We start from the raw sequence: 21,050 nt of genomic DNA, 5'->3' as shown, positions 1-21,050 counted from the left end.
TAATGATCAGGGTATTTGTTGCTTGGGGAATGAGTAGGGTTTGCCTCAGCCATGGCCGATACGGCGGCTCGTCTCGCCTTTCTTCTCCTTGCCTTTCATCTCCTCGCCTTTCATCCCCTCGCAAGGGGCAGGCTAGCTGGCGCGCTGCCGGTGTGATGCGCCGTGGGGAGTGGGCAGGGCGGGCTGAGGGGGTAATGGCTGTGCTTGTGTTTCCGGTGCGTCCGTCTCCGGTGCTTCTGTCTCTGCGCCCGCAACTGACGGCGCCTCCTCCATCGCCTGTGGCACCAGCGCGGCCAGCTTGAGGATGCCGGCTTCGATGCGTGATTCCGGAATCGCCGAGAAGCCAAGCCGGAAGTAGTGGCGGTGGCTGTCGCGATCACAGAAGAAGTGCAGGTCACCGACCTCGATCAGGATGCTCTGCTCGCGGGCGAGGTCGGCCAGGCGGTGGGCATTCAGGCTCTTCGGGCCGTGCATCCAGAAGCAGGAGCCGCCGTAGGTGGCCGGCGTGCTCATCATCGGTAGATGGCGCTGGATGGCGTCACGCATCAGCAGGAAGCGACGCTGCATCACCTGGTGCATCTGATTGATCAGGCTGTCGTGATAGCCGCGCGCGATGAAGAGTCCCACCGCACGCTGATTGTTGGTCGGCGGATGGCGCAGCATCAGGCGGCGCAGGGCGCGGGCCTCTCGAATCAGGGTCGGGTGCGCGACCATGTAGCCCAGACGCAGACCGGGGGCGAGGGTCTTGGAGAGGCTGCCGACATAGATGACGCGCTTGTGGCGGTCGAGGCTCTTGAGCGCGGGTGTCGGGTTGTCGGCGTAGTTGCTCTCGCTCTCGTAGTCGTCCTCGATGATCAGGAAGTTGCCGGTCTCGGCCATGTCCAGCAGCTGGCGGCGGCGCTCGAGCGGCAGGGTGATGGTCGTCGGCGACTGGTGGCTGGGCGTGACATATACCAGGCGGCAGTCCTTGAGCGATTCCAGCGGCTGCATGCCCTTGTCGTCGATGGGCAGCAGCTGGATGTCATCGGTGAAGGTGCTGGCGATGTTGTACATGTCGACGTAGCCGGGGTTCTCCATCGCGAAGCGCTGACCCTGCTTGAGCAGCAGCATGCAGCTGATCCACAGCGCCTGCTGGGTGCCCACCGTGATCAGGATTTCCTCCGGGCTTGCCCAGACACCGCGGCGCGGCAGCAACCGCTGGTGGATCTGCTCGATCAGCAGCGGGTCGTCATTGTTGAGGTGATCCACCGACCAGCTGCGAATCGACGGCACGCTCATGGAGTCGCGGCTGCATTCGCGCCAGTGCTGGGTGGGGAAGAATTCCGGGTCCAGCTGGCCATAGAGGAAGGGGTAGTCGTACTGGTGCCAGTCGCCGGGCTTCTCGATGGCGCGCTGCACAGAGGGCTTGAAGGCCAGCCGCTCATCCCAGTCGAGGCTGTCGGCCTCGATGTCATTGAGGCGCACCGGCGTGTCGGCGCGGCCCTTGAGAATCTCGGGATTGATGAAGTAACCGCTGCGCTCGCGCGCGATCAGAAAGCCGTCTTCCAGCAACTGCTCATAGGCCAGCATCACGGTATTGCGCGCGACATTCAGCTCGCGGGCCAGCTTGCGACTGGAGGGCAGCGCGACATCACGTGGCAGATGGCCTTCGAGAATCGCCTGGGAAATCTGCTCGCGAATCTGGAATTGCAGGCTTTCCTTGCGCGAGGAATCGAGGTGAAACAGCGGGTGGCTCATGCGTGTTCTCTATTGTTTTCGCGAGCGTGTCGTCACGAGGACTTTCCAGCGGAAGTGCCCGTTTTATATGCATTTTCTGTACCTGCTTGCCCCGCGGTGCGCCGTCAGTGAGTGGCGCGCGGGGCGCTGCCTGCCCTGAGGTGGCAGCCACCGGTACGGCTTCATTGAGGCAGACCCCCGTCGGGAGAGCAATAGCCAGCCGGGACTGGCCCCATCGATGCCGACGGACTGGTTCTATCGAGGAATGGCGCACGGGGAGAAAGTGATCTGGCAGGTACAACGAAAGCACAGTTCAAGCACGACGCGACTTCACACTCCCTTTCCTGGGGCTGTAGATGAGCAGGTGATGGCAATCGTGAATGGCATGAGGCGCTGCAGGATAGTGGTGCAGACGCGAAGTCATTGACGATATGAGGTGCAGTACCCCGCTCGCTATCACGCGCAGCCGTCAGGAGCCCGCAACAACAATAACGACGGGACAGACAAGATGATCGACTCGACACAGACCCTTTCAGACCTCCGCTTGCTGACTCGCACCAGCGTATCTCGCACCAGCGTATCTCGCACCAGTGCCTTCAAGTCCACGCTGGCCATCGCGGTGGCTGCCGCGAGCCTGGGCATGACCGCCGGCGCCAATGCCGCGACCTGGAAGATGGCCCTCGGCGATGCGGCCGGCGGCACCCAGTATGAACTGGGCAAGACCTTCGCAAGCCTGGTGGAAGAGAAATCCGGTGGCGACATCAAGGTGGACCTGTTCCCCAACGGCCAGCTGGGCAGCGAGCAGGATACCGTCAACAACGCCAGCATGGGGCTTGTTGACCTGTCCGTGGTGGCGATCAACAACCTGACACCATTCTCGCCGACCGTCGGCGTGCTGACCCTGCCGTATGTCATCCACGGCCCGGACGATGCCAAGGCGCTGACGCAAGGCAAGATAGGCGATGAGCTGCGCGAGAACACCCTGCGCGATTCCGGTATCCGCATTCTGGGCTGGGCCTATTCCGGCTGTCGTCGTCTGACCAATTCCAAGCAGGCGGTCGCCTCACCGGAAGACCTGGAAGGCATGGTCATTCGCGTGCCCAAGAACGAGATCATGATCTCCTCCTACCAGTCCTGGGGCGTCAACCCGAACCCGCTGGCGTGGTCCGAGACCTTCACCGCCCTGCAACAGGGCGTCGTCGATGGTCAGGACAATCCCTACATCACCATCGATGCCATGAAGTTCTATGAGGTGCAGAACCACGTCACCGACAGCTGTTACGTGTTCTCGATGGAACCGCTGATCATGGGCGAAGGCACCTTCCAGAGCCTCAGCGAAGAGAATCAGCAACTGGTGCTGGCCGCTGGTGAAGAGGCGACGTCGCACAGCTATGACTACCTGCTGGCCACCGAGGATTCCATCAAGAAATCACTGGTGGAAGAGCACGGCATGACCATCACCCAGCCCGCCAATGACGAGCAGGAATGGATCGCCAAGGCCTCCAGCATCTGGCCGGACTTCTATGACAGCATCGGCGGCCGCGACAAGCTGGTCGAGGTGCTCGAGACCCTCGGACGTGATCCGTCCACCGCGCCCTGATGAACTCCTGAACGGCTGAGGCTTTCAAGGCCCGCCCGGATTCCCCTGCCTGCCGGCACCTGTCATGAGTATGTCGTCGACATGTGATCGCTGGCAGGGGAAACGTGGCGTCAAGTGGTCATCGCTGGCGATGTCGGGGGATGTGTATCCATGCGGGTATTGTTGAAGTTTCTGGATAATATCGAGAACTATCTCTGCCAGTTCCTGCTGGTAGTGTTCGTCATCATTCTCTTCACGCAGATCATGCTGCGTAACCTTTTCAGCTACTCGATTCCCTGGGGAGACGAGTTGGCGACCTATGCCTTCGTGTGGTTTGCCTATCTAGGCGCCGTCTACGCCACACGCATGTCGGCGCATAACCGCGTGACCTTCCAGTTTCGATTCCTGCCGCGTTGGGTGGAAACCCTCTGCGGTGTGCTGACCGATATCATCTGGATCGCCTTCAATGCGGTGTTCATCTATTACAGCTACGACTTCGTGTTCAACAAGATGAATCTGTTCTGGAAGTCACAGACGCTGGGTGTGCCGATGAAGTACTTCTATCTGATTCTGCCGCTGGCCTTTACCGCCATGACGGTGCGCATCATCCAGACCAATTATCTCAAGTTCGTGCGCAAGGAAGACATCGTGGACCCGGATTCCCAGGCAATGGAGGAATTGAAGCAGGGCGGTGACGGCCAGGCCACTGATCCACAGCCCAGTGACAGACAGGAGGGCGGCAAGTCATGATCGATTCCACCATCATCTACATCCTGTTTGGCGTCTTCTTCCTGCTGCTGGTACTGGGTGCACCGATCACCGTCTCGCTGGGTGTCGCGGCGCTGGCGACCTATCTGAGCATCGATGAAAACCCGATGGCGTTCGTGCAGATCGCCTTTACCTCGGTGGGTTCCTTCCCGCTGATGGCCTTGCCGGCCTTCATTCTGGCCGGGGCGCTGATGGAGGCCGCCGGCATCTCGCGACGGCTGGTCGATATCGCCGAGGCCTTCGCCGGGCCGGTGACGGGCGGACTTGCCGCCGCCACGGTATTTGCCTGCATGTTCTTCGGTGCGATCTCGGGCTCAGGACCTGCCACCACGGCGGCGGTCGGCATGCTGATGATTCCGGCGATGGCCAAGCGCGGCTATGACCGTGGCTATGCCTCGGCGATCACGGCCTCTTCCGGCGGGCTGGGGGTGGTGATTCCGCCGTCGATCCCGATGGTGATCTTCGGGATTTCCGGCATGGGGCTGCAGCCGCCGCCCGAAGCGGTGGCCATGCACGGTGATTTCCAGACACTGTCGATCCCGAAGCTGTTCATCGCCGGCGTCATGCCCGGCGTGGTGATCGCCGGCTTCCTGCTGATGATCAACTACGTGATTTCGAAGAAACGCGGCTATCGCGGGCTGACCAACAGCTGGTCGTGGCCACATATCCGCGCCACCTTGAAGAAGGGCGTCTGGTCGATGCTGGCGCCCTTCATCATCCTGGGCGGTATCTACAGCGGCCTCTTCACGCCGACCGAATCCGCCATCGTCGCCATCGTCTACACCCTGATCGTCGGCATCTTCCTGCACAAGGAACTCAAGTGGAAGCCGACGCTGCGCACCCTGGAGACCACCACCTGGATCACCGGTCGCGTGCTGCTGATCCTGTTCACGGCGACGGTCTTCGGGCGGCTGCTGGTCGAGCAACGCGTGCCGGCGCATATCGCCGAGGGCATGCTGGCGATGACCGACAACCTCTACCTGATCTGGGCGATGATCATCTTCTTCCTGCTGTTCGTCGGCATGTTCATGGAGACGCTGGCCGCGATCATGATTCTCACCCCGGTGCTGCTGCCGATCATGTACATGCTGGGGATGGACCCGGTGCACGTCGGCATCGTGGTGGTCTGTGCACTGGCCATCGGCTTCCAGACGCCGCCATTGGGGGAGAACCTCTTCGTGGCCTCGGGGATAGGCGGGGCCTCCATCGAGGAGATTTCCCTGAAGGCATTGCCGTTCGCGGCGGGCTCGGTGGCGGCCATCTTCCTGATCGCCTATGTGCCTGAAATCTCGCTGTGGCTACCCAGGGTGATGGGGTACTGAAGCGCCATCTGAACGCTAGCCCTGCAATGAACGAGGAGAAGGACGATGCCGGCAGTCAAACGAATTCTGTGTTGTGTAGGCCTGCGCGGAGACTGTGAGCGTGTACTGGCGCGCTCGGTGTGGTTGGCGGGAGCGACCGGCGCCGAGTTGCATGTGCTGCATACCGTCAAGTCATTGTCGGATGACGTGATGAACACCCTCAAGGTCAACATCCGTCACAAGCCGACGCTGGAGGGCCTGATGCAGCAGCGGCTCGATCAGGCGAAAGAGAGCCTGGAAAAGATGCTGGAGGGCTTCTGGAGCACCCATGACGACGGCGACCCGCGCCCGGTGATCGCCGGACTGAATGTGGTGGAGGGCTACCCGGCCTCGGAGATCATCCGCTACGCCACGCGCCATGACTGCGACATGATCATCATGGCCACCAACAAGCGCGGCTTCGTGGCCTCCTATGCGGGCAAGGTCACCAAGGGGGTGATCAAGCGCGCCAGCATTCCGGTGGTGGTGGTACCGACGCCCTGAGCCGGTGGAGAGAGACGCCTCAGGGATAGGCGGAGGCAGCAAGGTGGCAGATGAAAAACGCTCGCTGAAAAACGCTCGCCCCCGCAGACAATCACTGTCTGCGGGGGCGAGCGTTTTGGATCATGGCCCATCGTCAGCGTGGCTCAGGTGTCACCCGGGTCTGGATGGGATCACTTCATGAGTCATGTGCGCACAAGGTGCACGCCTCAGAGCGTGCCTTCCAGCTCAGTGGCGATCTGTCGCATCAGCGGTGCCCACTCCAAGAGGGAGTCGATGGAGTGGCGCAGGCGCGGCGCGTGAATCGCCAATGTCGCCTGGATCTGGCCGACCTCATCGAAGACCGGCACCGCGATGGCGACCATGCCCTGGATGAACTCCTCATCATCGGTGCTCAGCTGATTGCGCGCCACGGTGTCGAGCGCCTCTTCCAGCGTGGCACGCGAGGTCAGGGTGCAGGGCGTGTGTGCCTCCAGCGCCAGATGGGTGAGCAGGGCGCGGCGACGATGCAGCGGCATCAGCGCCAGAAACAGCTTGCCGCTCGCGGTGCAGTGCAGCGGCAGGCGTGAGCCGGGCGCCAGCTGGATGCGCACCGGCCAGTTGGTTTCCACGCGGTCGTAATACATCACCTCGTGGCCATCGAGCAGCGTCAGGTTGCAGGTCTCACCGACTTCCTTCGCCAGCCGTTCCAGCAGGACACGGCGCGGCACCTTGAGGCCTTCATTGGCCAGTGCGCCCAGCGACATGCGCCGAAAGCGCGGGCCGGGCAGCAGGTGACGGCCATCCAGATCACGACTGATCAGCTGCTGTTCTTCCAGCTGCTTGAGCAGGCGATGGACGGTCGGCTTGGGGATGTCGAAGCGCTTCTCGAGGTCGGCGGCGCTGACGGCGTGCTGGGTGGTGACGATTTCTTCCAGCAGGCCGAGTGCGCGAAAGAGCGTCGAATTGGTGGGCGTGTCTTTGCTCATCTAGTGTCCTCATCCTGCTGTCGGGCACATGTCACTCGGGGTGACCGGGACCGACAGGGGCAGGGTGGCAAGGCGTCAGTGCATCGATTCATCACGGCAGTGGGCCCCTTGGCGAAGGCTGCCCTGATGAGACGAAGACAGCCCCTCGCGGGGCTGTCGATGAGGCTAGTGTTACAGGTTTACCAGGAACAGGGAAAGGGAAGGCACCAGGCAGATGGCCAGCCAGCAGGCGATCAGCGCGATGAAGTAGGGGATCACGTACTTGACCAGTCTGACGTAGGAAATGCCGGTGATGCTGCTGGCCACGTACAGGTTGAGCCCGAAGGGTGGCGTGACGAAGCCGATGGCGGCACCGACCAGGAAGATGACCGAGAAGTGGATCGGATCGACCCCGGCCTGCTGGGCGATGGGCGCGAGAATCGGCGCCAGGATGATCGTCACCGGCAGGCTTTCCAGAATCATGCCCGCCAGCAGGATGATCAGCATGCAGGTGCCCAGCGTCAGGTAATAGTTGTCGATGCCGCTGAGCATCTCGCTCAGCGCCTGACCGGCACCCAGCACCGACAGCAGCTGCTGCATGACCACCGAGATGGCGATCAGCGGTGCCAGCATGCCGGCGATCTGACCCGAGCGCAGCATGATGGTCGGCAGCTTCCTGAGGCTGATCTCGCGGGTGATCAACAGCCCCGCGATCATGGTGAAGCCCACGGTGATGGCGGCGGCTTCGGTCGGCGAGAACTTGCCCGAGTAGATGCCGTAGACCACCACGCCGATGGTCGCGAAGCCCAGATAGGCCTTGCGCGCCAGCCTGGCGCTGACACCGGCCTTGAAGGGCTGCAGCTGGCCCCAGCCATTCTTGCGCGCCACCAGATAGCAGGCGCCCATCATCGCGACCACCATCAGGGCGCCCGGCACCATGCCGGCGATGAACAGGTCACTGATCGACAGGTTCATCATGAAGCCGTAGACGATGAAGATGATGCTGGGCGGAATGATGATGCCCACGGTGCCGCCGGAGGCCGCCGTGGCGGCGGCGAAGCGTTCGTCATAGCCGTTCTTGACCATCTCGGGCTGCATGATCGAACCGATGGTGGCGGTGGTGCCGGCGTTGGAGCCGGAAATCGCCGCGAACAGCCCGCAGGCGCCGAGGGTCGACATGCCCATCCCGCCGCGCATCCAGCTCAGCGTCGAGTAGGCGAAGTCGGAGAGTCGCTTGGCGATGCCCGCCGCATTGATCAGGTCCCCCGTGAGGATGAACAGCGGCAACGCCAGCAGGCCGAAGAAGCTCAGGCCCTGGAAGAGGGTGACGCCGACATTGGCCAGCGTGAAGTCGATCACCAGACTGGTGCCGACCACCCACAGGCCGATGACGAGGAAGATGGGCACGCCGAGCAGGAAGAAGGCGGTCACGCCCGCCGTGATCAGGGAGATCCAGATACCGTCTGTCATGCTGACCTCCTCAGTCCATGATGGACGGTTGCAGGTTGAAGGAATCGCCGCGGCGGTAGCGCGCCCAGTCGGCGTAGAGGTTCTGCAGTACGCGATAGATGATCATTACCCACGCCAGCGGCGTGGCGAGGTAGAACCACCACTGCATGACGTTGTCGGTGCCCGGCACGATGGCGTAGTTGTCATAGGCCAGTGTCACCTGGGTGGTGGTGAAGTAGATCACCATCAGCCCGAAGCCGATCCACAGCACGGCATCGAGGATCAGACAGGCGAACTGGCCACCGCGCGGCAGCTTCATGCGGATCTCGTTGAGGCTCAGGTGGGTGCGCTTCTTGACGTTGAGCGAGGCGCCGAACCAGGTCAGCCACAGGAACAGCAGCACGGGAATGCTGGTGCTCCAGGGGGCCTGCAGGCCGAAGAAGAAGCGCCGGATGACTTCGACGAAGATGATGCCGGCCATGCCGGAATAGGCGATCAGTATGACGACCTGTTCCAGATGGGCGTCCAGCCACAGGAAGGGACGCGCCCAGGGCGCGGCCTTCTTGAGGGCAGGTTTCTTGGTCGGTTGGCTGAAGATGGTGGTATCGCCCATTACCCCCTCCACCAGCGCTGCGGCTTGACGTTGACGGCGGCGACATCACGCGGAATCTCGCGCGCGACATCATGGATTTCCTGATAGATATCGAGACCGCCGGACCACTTGTTGAGGCGTTCGCGCCACTGCTCCCACGGCTCGGGATTGAATTCCGGCGAGCACATCTGCTCCGCGCGTGAGCGTTCGGCGTCCGACAGCGGCGCCACGCGCACGTTGTTCTCGGCGAAGACGGTGCCGGCGGCGGGGTGCTCGGTAGCACCGACGATCTCGAAGCGCCCGGCCTCGTTCATGCCCTGGGTGAAGATCTGCGCGCAGTAGGCGGACTCCATCACCTGGTCCTGCAGCTCGGAACCGAGGCTGTCGAACTTGGGCAGGCTCATGCCGGTGTGTTCGGTACCGGCGAAGAAGCGCAGGTCGACCGCCTGGGACACCACCGGTGCCATGCCGGCGTAGGCCACGGCGCTCATCCAGGTCTCGGCGCCATCCAGCAGGCCCTGACGCAGGCCATCGAGGGTCTCTTCCCAAGCGACCGGCACCGGGTTCAGGCCCAGCTGCTCCATCGCGATGCGTCCCATCTGGGTGCCGGTGACGCGATTCTTGGTGCCCTTGAGATCATCGATGCTGGTGACCAGCGGTTTGTCCTGCCACTTGAGGCCGAGCATGATGCCGCGCAGGTCACAGTGGGTGAACAGGAACTGCAGGTTGTGGCGCTGGCGCAGCGGTTCGCGCAGCAGCTGCTCACTCTTCTTGTGATAGAAAAAGTGGAACATCGAGGCGACGGTGGGGAACATGTAGGCGAAATCGAGCACGTTCAGATACGGCGCGCTGCCCGAGGAATTCTGGGTGGAGGCCGAGTAGATATCGACGATGCCCTGCTGGGTCTTGCCGACGCAGTCCAGCTGGTTGCAGACCTCGTTGCTGCCCATGAACTCGACGCGGATGGCGCCGTTGGTGCGCTCTTCCAGGTCGCGCGCGAAGAACAGCTGGCCGGATTTCTGGATATCGAGATTGCGCTCATTGAAGCCCGAGGCACCGAAGCGCAGCTGGAACTTGGGCGCTGTCTTGTAGCGTTTCTGCTGCTCCTGGTCGGCGGCGCGCGCCAGTGTGGACGCGGTGAGACCTGCGCCGAGGCCGGTGGCGGCCAGCAGGGTCGAGGTCAGACCGAAGCGACCCGAGATGTCGAGGAAGTCACGGCGTGACAGCTTGCTGAGTGGCGATGGCATGGTAGTGCTCCCGGTATTGTGTTTGCTTTTGTGGTGGGATGCAGGCCTGGCGGCCGGGAAGTGATGTCGTATCACTCGCCCTGTGTTGGCGTTGTTATGGGTCTTGCGGTGCGGGGCTTGCTTCCGCTGCTTGTCTGGCAAGCCGTTCGTTGATCACTTCTGTAGCCAAGTGCTTGTTTATCCTTCCTTATTTGCTGTCCTGATTTGCCCGTCTTTATTTGTCAGGCGTTTTCGCAGTGCCTGTTCAGAGCGTGTCTGTTCAGAGCGTGTCTAGTTAGAGAGTGTCTTTTCTGAGCATGTCGGGGCGCTTGTCAGACATATCCGCTATTTCTTCAAAGTCTCCTCAAGCCCTCTTAAGGCTCTCCTCAAGCACGCCTCCAGAGCCCATGAGCCCTGCTTCTGGCCTCTCTGGTGGCTGCCACTGATGGCAGTCTGTGTCGTTCTCGCTAGTTCGTCTTACATAGTTGGTCGTATAACGAGACGAAAAGTACCGTTACCGGCGTTTCAAATCTCAATGTAGGGCACTTTTTCAGCTTTGGCAAAGATATTGAGACAATACGTTTCGTATTTGACGAATCCCAATTTTGATACCATGATTATGAGACAATATGTCTCGATATGGTATATAAAATAATGAAAACAACACGTTACGCCAATGCAGACGCATCAGCCGCCTATGACTACATCGTGATCGGAGCGGGTTCAGCCGGTTGCGTGCTAGCCAATCGTCTAACCGAAGACCCCTCCATCAAGGTCTTGCTGCTGGAGGCCGGCGGCTCGGACTGGAATCCGTGGATTCATGTGCCGGTCGGTTATTTCAAGACGATGCACAACCCGGCCACCGACTGGTGCTATCTCACCGACCCTGACAAGGGCATCAATGGTCGTCGGCTGCAGTGGCCGCGGGGCAAGGTGCTGGGCGGTTCCAGCTCGCTCAATGGGCTGCTGTATATCCGTGGTCAGCACGAGGACTACGACGACTGGGCGGCCGCGGGCAATCAGGGCTGGGACTACGCGTCAGTGCTGCCGTACTTCCGCAAGTCGGAGTGTCAGGCGCGCGGCGCCAACCAATGGCACGGCACCGATGGGCCGCTGCATGTCTCTGACCTGCGCCTGAAGCGCGAGATCGCCGAGCGCTTCATCGAGGCGGCGGTGGAGGCGGGGATTCCGCTCAACCAGGACGTCAATGGCGAGCGCCAGGAAGGGGTCGGCTATTTCCAGCAGACCACCTACAAGGGCCTGCGCTGCAGCACGGCCAGGGCTTTCCTGCGCCCGGCGCTCACGCGCAGCAATCTGACGCTGGTCAAGCATGCGCACTGTCGTCGCGTGTTGCTGGAAGGCAAGCGTGCGGTGGGAGTGGAATACGAGGTGAAGGGCACGATCCACACGGCGCGCGCCGAGCGCGAGGTGCTGCTGTCCAGCGGCGCCATCGGCAGCCCGCAGATTCTGCAGTGCTCCGGTATCGGTGAGCCCGAGCATCTGGCCAGTGTCGGCGTCGAATGCCTGCACGCGCTGCCGGGGGTCGGGGAAAACCTGCAGGACCACCTGCAGGTACGGCTGGTGTTCAAGACCCAGTGCCGCACCCTCAATGACGAGGTGCGTCATCCGCTCAAGAAGCTGGCGGTCGGCACCCAGTACCTCTTCACGCGTACCGGCCCGCTGACGCTGGCGGCCAGTCAGGTGTGCGCCTTTACCCAGTCGCGTGAGGGGCTGACGCGCCCCGATATCCAGTTCCACATGCAGCCGTTGAGTGCCGACAAGCCCGCCGATGGCGTGCATCCGTTCTCGGCGTTCACGTCCTCGGTGTGTCAGCTGCGCCCGCACAGTCGCGGCCAGGTGCGCATCACCAGCGCCGACGCCAGCATCTATCCTTCCATCCAGCCCAACTATCTCAGCGCCGAGGAAGACCGCCGCGTGGTGGTCGATGCCATCAAGGTGGCGCGGCGTATCGCCCAGGCAGCGCCGCTGGCCTCGGTGATCAGCGAGGAGTACGTGCCGGGCGCGCACTACCAGAGCGATGAGGAGTTGCTGGAAGCCGCGCGTCAGTTCAGCCAGACCATCTATCACCCGGCGGGCACCTGCAAGATGGGCCACGATGCGCTGGCGGTGGTGGATGACGAGCTGCGTGTCCATGGCCTGCACGGCTTGCGCGTGGTGGATGCCTCGATCATGCCGGTGATCGTGTCCGGCAATACCAATGCGCCGACCATCATGATCGCCGAGAAGGCCGCCGACATGATCAAGGCCGCCCAGGTGAACATGGCCCAGGCCAGCTAGCAGGCCTGCGTGCCTGAACGACACACCGCGGCGGGGCTGCTTGCCCGTCACCGCTTGCTGGTCTTCAAGAGGAATCCGCGTGGCCACTGACAACAGTTCATCACTGCACGACACACCCACCCCGCCCACCAGCCTGTGGCGGACCCTGGAAGGGCGCGTGCGCACCATCATGCCGGGCCTGTTGATCTGCATCATCATCGCGCTGGCGACCACATTCATCGCTGATCACTACGGCGGCCCGACGCTGCTCTATGCGCTGCTGTTCGGCATGTCGCTGCACTTTCTCTCCGAGGAGGGGCCGTGCAAGGCGGGCATCGAGTTCGCCTCCAAGACGGTACTGCGCCTCGGCGTGGCCCTGCTGGGCGTGCGCATCACGCTGGAGCAGGTCGCGAGTCTCGGTCTCGGCCCGGTGATCACGGTGGTGCTCGGGGTGGTGGCGACCATCCTGTTCGGCGCGCTGCTGGCCCGCGTGATGGGGCTGGACCGCGACATGGGGCTATTGACCGGTGGCTCGGTGGCCATCTGCGGTGCCTCGGCGGCACTGGCGCTGTCGGCGGTGATGCCGCGCAACGCCACCAGCGAGCGCCACACCATCATGACCGTGGTCGGGGTGACGACCCTCTCGACCGTGGCGATGATCACCTATCCGCTGATCGTCAGGCTGCTGGGGTTGGATGATGCCGAGGCCGGCATCTTCCTCGGCGGCACCATCCACGACGTGGCTCAGGTGGTGGGCGCGGGCTATATCATCTCCGAGCACACCGGGGACGTCTCGACCTTCGTCAAGCTGCTCCGGGTGGCGATGCTGGTGCCGGCGGTGATGGTCTTCATGCTGCTGTTCCGCAGTGCGCGCCAGGCCAATGGCGATGAGGGCGGCAAGGTGCCGATGTTCCCCACCTTCCTGATCGCCTTCGTGGCACTGGTGCTGATCAACAGCCTCGGCTGGGTGCCGAGTGTCGCCGTGGAAGGCTTCACGGATCTGTCGCGCTGGTGTCTGGTGGCGGCGATTGCCGCGCTGGGCGTCAAGACGTCGTTCCAGAAGCTGGCGGTGGTGGGCTGGAAACCGGTGATCCTGATGGTGGTGGAAACCCTCTTCCTGCTGGTGCTGGTGACGCTGTGCATCAAGTTCGGGCTGGCCAGCATCTGACCGACTCTGGGTGTGCTCAACCTGAAGGGCCCCGCCGTGACTGGCGGGGCCCTTCAGGTTGAGGGCAGGGGGGCGTTCAATTCGTTCAGTTCGTTCAGATCAGGCGGGCTCATACAGCCAGCCAATCAGGGCGATAAGGTGGCTCAATTGCTTCCTGGCCCACGAGTCGTATGATCTGCGCTTATCGGTACGCATCTGACGGTTGACCGTCACGTGGCGCGCCGCATCCCCATTTCTCTGGAGTCCGATCATGTCTGAATCCCTCGTGCTGGCCTGTCCGCAATGTCTCGCTCTCAATCGTGTGGCCACCGCGCGTCTGGATGACAACCCCAGCTGCGGCAAGTGCAGCGCCGCCGTACTGCCCAAGGAGCCGCTGGAACTGACCAGCGACAACTTCGAGGCTCTGGTGGTGCGCAGTGAAATGCCGGTGGTCATCGACTTCTGGGCCAGCTGGTGTGGCCCGTGCAAGATGATGGGGCCGATCTTCAATGAAGTCGCCGCGCAGATGGGCACCCGTGTGCGTTTCGCCAAGATCGACACCGAAGCCCAGCAGGCGCTGGCCGGTCGTTTCGGCATCCGCAGCATTCCGACGCTGCTGGTGATTAAGCAGGGCAAGGAGCTGGCGCGCGAATCAGGCGTGATGCAGGCCGGTCAGCTCAAGCAGTGGCTGGCACCGCACGCGGTGTGACCACGGCCCGCTCAAGACAAGTCCGCAGTTGAGCGTTCAGGGAAACCCGGACGCAGCTCAAGAACTGACAACGCCTGACGTGCAATCGCGTCAGGCGTTGTCGTCTCAGTCCGCCTTGTCGTATCAGTCGACGTAAACCATCTTGCGCGTCATGCCGCCATCGACGACATGATTCTGGCCGGTGATGAAGCCGGCCTTGTCCGAGATCAGGAAGGCCACCAGCGCGGCGATGTCATCGACATGGCCGACGCGCCCGACGGGGTGCTGGGCGTGGTCTTCGTCACTCAGCGACTCGGCCTCGCCGCTTTTCTGCAGGGCGCTGACGTCGATCCAGCCCGGGCTGATGGCATTGACGCGAATCTCCGGCCCCAGACTCATCGCCATGGCGTGGGTGAGGGCGACGATGCCGCCCTTGCTGGCGGCGTAGGCTTCGCTGTGCGGCTCGGACTGCAGCGCGCGGCTGGAGGCCAGATTGACGATGCTGCCGCCAGTCTCGCGCAGATGACGCGCCGCATGCTTGGCGGTCAGGAAGCTGCTGGTCAGGCTGGTGTCGAGTACCTGGTGCCAGCGCTCGAGTGACAGCTCCTCAAGCTTGCCCTGGAAGGGATCGGCGATCGCGGCATTGTTGATCACCGCGTCCAGCCGCCCGAAGGCCTCGCAGGTAGCCGCGATGCTGGCGGCCACGGATTTCTCGTCACGCACATCCAGCGTGAAGACGCGCAATCGCTCGCCGATGTCTTCTGCGGGCTGCTCCCCCGACGGCTCTGCAGGCTCCTCTGCGAGCCCGCTCGCCTGTCGCTTCTTCATCTCTCGATATTGCTGGCCTGCCTCGGCATCGATATCCGCCACGGCCACGCGCCAGCCGTGGGCGAGCAGGTAGTCGCTGATGCCGCGGCCGATGCCTTGAGCACCGCCGGTGATATAGGCCACCTTGGCTGTCTTCATGTCATTCTCCTGATGAGGTGCCGGCAGGGCGATGTGACGAAGCGCTTCACACATGCCTCGTCGATGGCGCGGTGTGCCCCTGCGGGCAATGATATAGGTGCGGTTGGCGCGCGAGACAAGGGCGGTGCTGCAGATGCGCGCGCGGCGCCCATGCCTCAGCATGACAGGCCTCAGAGTCGTGATGGGGCTGGCGAGTGGCGCGGCGCCTCACGGCCTGCGTTGAGGACTGATCCTGATGGCTGATTCTATTGGTCAGGGAGTTATCGCCTCGCGTGGCAGCTGTCAGACTGTGCATGAGTCCACGTCAGGCGTCAGGTGCGTCTGGGTGACCACGAGATATCGCCATTCGATGCGAGGGGCGAGGAACTCGACTGCCGGGCCGTTGCCCGAGTCCCCTCAAGCCGCAAGCGAGTGAATGAGCGAGCGGGTAGCTCCCGATGAAGTATCAGTCGCGCGAGGAATGAAGATGAACAAGGGGATGCAACACTGGCTGGCGATGGTGGCCGTGGCGGTGATGCTGATGGCCACAACGGGATGCGATGGCGTCAATGGCCCGCGCCCTACCAGCGTGGCGACGCTGCTGGAACACTCCGAGGCCTGGCAGGGCGAGCAGGTGGCCGTGCAGGGCAGGGTGCGCAGCGAAGACGTGCCCAACCGCTATTGGCTGGAAGGCGAAGGACAGCAGCGCTTGGAACTGCTGCCACCGGAGCGCATCGGTGCCTATATCGGGCGCGAGGTCCAGGTGAGTGGCCGCTTTGAATTCGAGGTCGGCGGTCAGCGCCGCATACGCCTGTCCAAGGTCACGCCGCTCGACAAGACGTCGCCTGAGGAGTGAGTGAGCACTTGCTGGGGTGGTGGGCTGGAGCGGGCTTGAGAGGACTGGAGCGTATTGGCGCGGGCCAGGGCTAGCCAAAGCGGACTGAACAAGGCGCCTCGGCAAGCCGGAAATGGCGGGCTGGAAACGATAGTCCGAAAACGACAGTCCGCAAACGACGATGCCCCGTCGCGCACAGAGCGCAGGCGGGGCATCGTCGTGTCAGGCGAGCGGATCGATCAGGCTTTCTTGACGAAGATCGACTTGAGCTTCATCGGGCCGACGCCATCGATCTTGCAGTCGATGTCGTGATCGCCATCCACCAGGCGGATGTTCTTGACCTTGGTGCCGACCTTGACGACGGAGGAGGTGCCCTTGATCTTCAGGTCCTTGATGACGGTGACGGTATCGCCATCGACCAGCTCGTTGCCGTTGGCATCGCGGAATACCGGGCCGGCTTCCTCGACGGCGGCTTCCTTGGACCACTCATGGGCACATTCAGGGCAGACGTACTGCATGCCATCGTCGTAGGTGAATTCGGAATTGCAGGCCGGGCAGTTCGGGAGGGCGCTCATCACGGTGTCCTGAAAGCTGTCTCGCGCTTCACCCGCTCACAAGACGGGCGAAGATTCAGGCAGAGACATGGTGTTGGAAGGCGCGCATCGGGCTCAAGCGGTGCGCGAACGGCGGCAAGCCTACACCGATTCCATGACAGCGACCATCCAGTGCGGCCCTTGGTCGCAATCAGCGCGCGCCATTGTGGCCTCTCTTGGCAGCGCCTCAAGCCACTCGTCCTCAGCCACTGGCCATCAGCGCCTGACCGACGCGTGAGCCATTCGGCCGCCCAAGCGTGCGGCTGATCCAGTCACCAGTGCGGGCCAGCGCTGCCAGATCCACCCCCGTCTCGATGCCCATGCCCTCAAGCAGATAGAGCACGTCTTCACTGGCGACATTGCCCGAGGCGCCCTTGGCGTAGGGGCAGCCGCCCAGACCTGCCACGGAGCTGTCGATCACCGCTATGCCTTCTTCCAGCACGGCGTAGAGGTTGGCGAGTGCCTGGCCGTAGGTGTCGTGGAAGTGGGCGGCGAGCTGCGTGATCGGCACCTCGCGACTGACCTGCTCCAGCATGTGCTTGGCCTTGAGCGGCGTGCCGACGCCGATGGTGTCGCCCAGCGAGACCTCGTAGCAGCCCATGGCCTTGAGCTCGCGAGCGACGGCGGCCACCTCGGCGGGGGCTATCTCGCCTTCATAGGGGCAGCCGAGCACGCAGGACACATAGCCGCGCACACGCACACCGGCCTTGAGGGCGTGTTCCACCACTGGCGCAAAGCGCTCAAGCGATTCGGCGATCGAGCAGTTGATGTTGCGCTGCGAGAAGGACTCGCTGGCCGAGCCGAACACGGCCACCTCGCGCACACCACACTCAAGCGCCGCCTCAAGCCCCTTCATGTTGGGCGTGAGGGCGGAGTAAGTGGTCGCTGACTTGGCGGTTGTTGACTTGGTAGTTGGTGACTCGGCGGAGCTGTCGCGCAGCGCCAGCATGATCTCGCGGTGATCGGCCATCTGCGGCACCCACCTGGGCGAGACGAAGCTGGCGGCCTCGACATGCGCAAGACCGCTGTCGCTCAGGCGCCGGATCAACTCAAGCTTGGTGGCGGTCGCGACGGGCACTGACTCGTTCTGCAGTCCGTCGCGCGCACCCACCTCGACGATGCGTACCTTGCGGGGAAAGTGCATGCTGACTACTCCTTGTCCGACTCGACCTGCGTGGCCGTGAATTCGAGCAGCACATCGCCCTGGACCACGCTGTCACCGGCCGAGAAGTGGAACTGGGCGACCTCGCCATCGGCAGGGGCATTGAGAGTGTGCTCCATCTTCATCGCCTCCATCACCATCAGGGGCGTGCCCTGCGGGACATGGCCGCCCGGCGCGACCAGCTGGGCGACCACGGTGCCATTCATCGGCGCATTCAGGGTCGCCTGGGTCTCGTGGCGCGCGTGGTCCACGGCATCGGCACGTCGCCACAGCAGGCGTGACTCCCCCTGTGGAGTGCTGCCGGACTGGCTGTGCTGCGCTGACGACAGCACCAGCACTTCACCGCCGCGGGCCGGCGCGTGACTGGCCTGGAAGCGGCGACGATAGCCATCCAGCGTCACGGCGATGGCGTTGCCTTCAAGGCGAGTGAGTCGGCCGAGATGCCTTGTAGTCTGTCTTTCATCGCCGCAGTGAGTGGTCACTTCCAGTTGCCAGTCGCCGCGCGAGTCGCTCATCGGTGGCGTATCTGAGGTGTGCGTATTCGCCAGGGAGGCATGTGTTACGGGGCGGCGCGCGATGATATGCGCCACCTTGTCGCTGCGCTCATCGGTATCGGCGTCAGCGGGCAGACACAGCGCCAGGCGCACCTGGTGTGGCAGGCCATTGCGCCAGCCATCGCGGCGCTCCCACGGGCCGGCGCAGGGCTGGCGCGAATGTGATGTGGAGCGCGAAGGTGATGCGTGGCTGGCTTGCTCATTCAGGCGCGAGAGCGCCAGCAGGGCACTGGCCGCGAGACTGTCATGGTCCAGCGTCGCGCTGGGGAACAGGCTGTCGTGATGACGCTCGATGAAGCGGGTATCCAGCTCGGCGGCGCGGAAGTCAGCATGGCCAGCCAGGCGGGACAGGAAGGCGCGGTTGGTGGTGACGCCGCGCACTTCCAGCGCTGCCAGTGCGCGCAGCATTGTCTCGAGCGCCTGTTCGCGAGTCGGCCCGTAGCTGATCAGCTTGGCCAGCATCGGGTCGTAATGCATCGAGACTTCATCGCCCTCGGCGACGCCGCTGTCCAGGCGTACCTGCCGGGCGGTCAACCCGCCCCCTGCCAGATCCAGCCGGAAGCGTTCCAGCACACCGGTGGCGGGCAGGAAGTCGTTGTCCGGGTCTTCGGCGTAGAGACGCGCCTCGAAGCTGTGGCCGGTCAACGTCAGCTCATCCTGCTGGCGCGGCAGGCGTTCGCCCCGCGCGATGCGCAGTTGCCATTCGACGAGGTCTTCGCCGGTGATCATCTCGGTGACCGGGTGCTCGACCTGCAGGCGGGTGTTCATCTCCATGAAGTAGAAGGCGCCGTGGCTTTCGCTGCCCGGCTGCGGTGCGTCGAGCAGAAACTCGATGGTGCCGGCACCGACATAGCCGATCTCGCGCGCTGCCCGCACGGCGGCCTCGCCCATCTCACGGCGCAGCGACGGCGTCAGCCCCGGCGCGGGGGCCTCTTCCAGCACCTTCTGGTGGCGACGCTGGACACTGCAATCGCGCTCGAACAGATAGACACCGCTGCCGTAGCTGTCGCAGAACACCTGGACTTCGACGTGGCGCGGCTGGGTCAGGTATTTCTCGATCAGCATGCGCTCGTCACCGAAGGCGGCGCGGGATTCACGGCGACAGCTGGCCAGCGCCGCCGCAAATTCCTGTGCGCTCTCGACCACGCGCATGCCCTTGCCGCCACCGCCGGCGCAGGCCTTGATCAGCACCGGATAGCCCATGCGGTCCGCTTCAGCCTGCAGCAAATCGTCCTGCTGGTCATCGCCATGGTAGCCGGGCACCAGCGGCACATTGGCCGCCTGCATGCGCATCTTGGCGGCCGACTTGTCGCCCATGTCGGCGATCGCGCTCTGGGGCGGGCCAACGAAGATGATGCCGGCCTCGGCCAGCGCGCTGACGAAGGCGGCGTTCTCGGACAGGAAGCCATAGCCGGGATGCACGGCATCGGCACCGCTTTTGCGTGCGGCAGCGATCACCTTTTTGATATCCAGATAGCTTTCGCGGGCGCTGGCGGGGCCGAGACGCACGGCCTCGTCGGCCTCGCGCACATGCAGGGCATCGGCGTCGGCATCGGAGTAGACCGCCACTGTCTGGATGCCCATCGCGCGAGCGGTGCGCATCACGCGTACGGCGATCTCGCCCCGGTTGGCGACCAGCAGCTTGCGGATCTCGCCGCAACCGGCGGGGAGGGTCTGGTCTGTCTCGCGGTTGGCGTTCATGGCAAGCGTCCTGTGGCGAAGGTGGCTAGGGGAATCAGGAGGAGAAAAGCTCTTGAGAAAAAATCCGGCAGGCATGGCCGAGGTGGATGGCCGAGGTGGATGGCCCAGATTGAAGACCAGCGCCGAGAGCGTCGACATGCCGCCAGCGGCTTCAAGCCTCTGGCGTTCATGTGGGCTTCGACGTCTCGGTTGTTTGGTTCTCGGTCGGCACCCAGGGCGCCGGCGTGCCGGCGAAGAAGGCGGCCAGACCGGCCTGGCCCTGTTCGCTGACGCGCAGCTGGCTGATCACCTCGCAGCAGCGTTCACGGGTCGCGGCGCTGGCAGGTGCCTGAGCCACCTCGCTGAGCAGCGCCTTGGTGGCGCGACTGGCGGCAGGCGAGGTGGCCAGCAGGGTCTGCACCATCTCCGTGACGCGCGCCTCCAGCAGCTCATCGGGGCAGGTCTCGTGGACCAGGCCGATGCGCTGCGCGGTGGCACTGTCGATCACCTCGGCGCTGAGGGCATACCGGCGCATCTGGCGTGAGCCGATGGCGCGCTGCACGTAGGGACTGATGGCAGCCGGTGCCAGGCCGATGCGCACTTCGGAGAGACAGAAGCGCGCCCGCTCGGCGGCAATCACGATGTCGCAGCAGGCCACCAGGCCGACGGCACCGCCGAAGGTGGCGCCCTGGACACGACCCACGCTGGGGCAGGGCAGCTCATCGAGCAGCTGCATCAGTCGCGCAAGCTCGCGTGAGTCGGCAAGGTTATCTTCCAGCGAATACTCGACCATGCGCTGCATCCACTTGAGATCGGCGCCGGCCGAGAAGCTCTTGCCCTCTGAGGCCAGCACCACCACACGCACCTCGTCGCGGCTCGCCCTGGCGTGCAGGCTCTCCAGATGCTGATTCAGCTCCGCAATCAGCAGGTCATCGAAGGCGTTGTGCACCTCGGGGCGCAGCAGAGTGAGGCGGGCGACGCCGTGTTGATCTATCTCGAGTCGACTCGATTGGCGAGGCTCTGTCATCGTGCTTTCTTCCATTCTGTTAGC

18 protein-coding genes are annotated in these 21,050 nt (G+C 63.4%); 8 read left to right on the top strand and 10 right to left on the bottom strand.

Annotation, left to right across the window (positions count from 1 at the left end):
- Positions 1-132: 132 nt before the first annotated feature.
- On the bottom strand, positions 133-1,737 hold the full coding sequence (pdxR, locus tag U0O11_RS12800; RefSeq protein WP_324690389.1) for a MocR-like pyridoxine biosynthesis transcription factor PdxR: 1,605 nt from the start codon (positions 1,735-1,737) through the stop codon (positions 133-135).
- A gap of 487 nt (positions 1,738-2,224) precedes the next feature.
- On the opposite strand from pdxR, the gene U0O11_RS12795 reads away from it, so the two are divergent.
- The 4 genes from U0O11_RS12795 (at position 2,225) to U0O11_RS12780 (ending at position 5,907) form a co-directional block, all read left to right on the top strand.
- Positions 2,225-3,316, top strand: coding sequence for a TRAP transporter substrate-binding protein (locus U0O11_RS12795; RefSeq protein WP_324690388.1), 1,092 nt, complete (start codon positions 2,225-2,227; stop codon positions 3,314-3,316).
- A 150-nt stretch (positions 3,317-3,466) separates the two neighbouring features.
- Positions 3,467-4,045 (top strand): TRAP transporter small permease, encoded by a 579-nt coding sequence (locus U0O11_RS12790; RefSeq protein WP_279839322.1) that lies wholly within the window; start codon positions 3,467-3,469, stop codon positions 4,043-4,045.
- Positions 4,042-5,385 carry a TRAP transporter large permease gene (locus U0O11_RS12785; RefSeq protein WP_197738683.1) on the top strand — a complete coding sequence of 448 codons (1,344 nt, stop codon included), beginning with the start codon at positions 4,042-4,044 and terminating at the stop codon, positions 5,383-5,385. Before U0O11_RS12790 ends, U0O11_RS12785 begins: the two co-directional genes overlap by 4 nt.
- 45 nt (positions 5,386-5,430) lie before the next feature.
- Complete coding sequence (locus U0O11_RS12780) at positions 5,431-5,907, top strand: universal stress protein (RefSeq protein WP_324690383.1); 477 nt, start codon at positions 5,431-5,433, stop codon at positions 5,905-5,907.
- Positions 5,908-6,113: 206 nt separating this feature from the next.
- Here the strand turns inward: U0O11_RS12780 and U0O11_RS12775 are convergent, their stop codons facing one another.
- The 4 genes from U0O11_RS12775 to U0O11_RS12760 form a co-directional block, all read right to left on the bottom strand.
- Positions 6,114-6,872, bottom strand: coding sequence for an IclR family transcriptional regulator (locus U0O11_RS12775; protein WP_324690381.1), 759 nt, complete (start codon positions 6,870-6,872; stop codon positions 6,114-6,116).
- 171 nt (positions 6,873-7,043) lie between these two features.
- Entirely contained in the window at positions 7,044-8,321 is a 1,278-nt protein-coding gene (locus U0O11_RS12770) for a TRAP transporter large permease (RefSeq protein WP_054555518.1), read from the bottom strand.
- A gap of 10 nt (positions 8,322-8,331) precedes the next feature.
- Positions 8,332-8,913 (bottom strand): TRAP transporter small permease, encoded by a 582-nt coding sequence (locus tag U0O11_RS12765; RefSeq protein WP_082388272.1) that lies wholly within the window; start codon positions 8,911-8,913, stop codon positions 8,332-8,334.
- Positions 8,913-10,139 carry a TRAP transporter substrate-binding protein gene (locus U0O11_RS12760; RefSeq protein WP_215823259.1) on the bottom strand — a complete coding sequence of 409 codons (1,227 nt, stop codon included), beginning with the start codon at positions 10,137-10,139 and terminating at the stop codon, positions 8,913-8,915. Before U0O11_RS12760 ends, U0O11_RS12765 begins: the two co-directional genes overlap by 1 nt.
- Before the next feature lie 633 nt (positions 10,140-10,772).
- Between U0O11_RS12760 and U0O11_RS12755 the strand changes: the two genes are divergently transcribed.
- From U0O11_RS12755 to trxC, 3 genes are all read left to right on the top strand, one after another.
- Complete coding sequence (locus U0O11_RS12755; RefSeq protein WP_153636308.1) at positions 10,773-12,416, top strand: GMC family oxidoreductase; 1,644 nt, start codon at positions 10,773-10,775, stop codon at positions 12,414-12,416.
- 79 nt (positions 12,417-12,495) lie between these two features.
- Positions 12,496-13,563, top strand: a complete 1,068-nt coding sequence (locus U0O11_RS12750; RefSeq protein ID WP_225347067.1) for a YeiH family protein — start codon at positions 12,496-12,498, stop codon at positions 13,561-13,563.
- Between the two features lie 250 nt (positions 13,564-13,813).
- Complete coding sequence (trxC, locus tag U0O11_RS12745; protein ID WP_279836171.1) at positions 13,814-14,251, top strand: thioredoxin TrxC; 438 nt, start codon at positions 13,814-13,816, stop codon at positions 14,249-14,251.
- A gap of 123 nt (positions 14,252-14,374) precedes the next feature.
- Here the strand turns inward: trxC and U0O11_RS12740 are convergent, their stop codons facing one another.
- On the bottom strand, positions 14,375-15,196 hold the full coding sequence (locus U0O11_RS12740) for an SDR family oxidoreductase (RefSeq protein ID WP_279836169.1): 822 nt from the start codon (positions 15,194-15,196) through the stop codon (positions 14,375-14,377).
- A gap of 466 nt (positions 15,197-15,662) precedes the next feature.
- Here U0O11_RS12740 and U0O11_RS12735 point away from each other — a divergent pair, with 466 nt between their 5' ends.
- On the top strand, positions 15,663-16,031 hold the full coding sequence (locus U0O11_RS12735; protein ID WP_043331343.1) for a hypothetical protein: 369 nt from the start codon (positions 15,663-15,665) through the stop codon (positions 16,029-16,031).
- Between the two features lie 218 nt (positions 16,032-16,249).
- Here the strand turns inward: U0O11_RS12735 and U0O11_RS12730 are convergent, their stop codons facing one another.
- From U0O11_RS12730 to U0O11_RS12715, 4 genes are all read right to left on the bottom strand, one after another.
- Positions 16,250-16,585, bottom strand: a complete 336-nt coding sequence (locus tag U0O11_RS12730) for a zinc ribbon domain-containing protein YjdM (protein WP_043331342.1) — start codon at positions 16,583-16,585, stop codon at positions 16,250-16,252.
- Between the two features lie 220 nt (positions 16,586-16,805).
- Positions 16,806-17,747, bottom strand: coding sequence for a hydroxymethylglutaryl-CoA lyase (locus U0O11_RS12725; protein ID WP_279836166.1), 942 nt, complete (start codon positions 17,745-17,747; stop codon positions 16,806-16,808).
- 5 nt (positions 17,748-17,752) lie between these two features.
- On the bottom strand, positions 17,753-20,020 hold the full coding sequence (locus U0O11_RS12720) for an acetyl/propionyl/methylcrotonyl-CoA carboxylase subunit alpha (RefSeq protein WP_324690373.1): 2,268 nt from the start codon (positions 20,018-20,020) through the stop codon (positions 17,753-17,755).
- Positions 20,021-20,186: 166 nt separating this feature from the next.
- The gene (locus U0O11_RS12715; RefSeq protein ID WP_279836161.1) at positions 20,187-21,026 is read right to left on the bottom strand and encodes an enoyl-CoA hydratase-related protein; all 840 of its coding nucleotides are present in this window, start codon (positions 21,024-21,026) and stop codon (positions 20,187-20,189) included.
- Between the last annotated feature and the right edge of the window lie 24 nt (positions 21,027-21,050).

The sequence above is a fragment of the Cobetia sp. D5 genome (genome assembly GCF_035666195.1).
In the GTDB taxonomy this organism is placed as follows: Bacteria; Pseudomonadota; Gammaproteobacteria; order Pseudomonadales; family Halomonadaceae; genus Cobetia; species Cobetia amphilecti.
The sequence above is the reverse complement of the archived record's forward strand: the minus strand, read 5'-3'. Positions and strand labels throughout refer to the sequence as shown.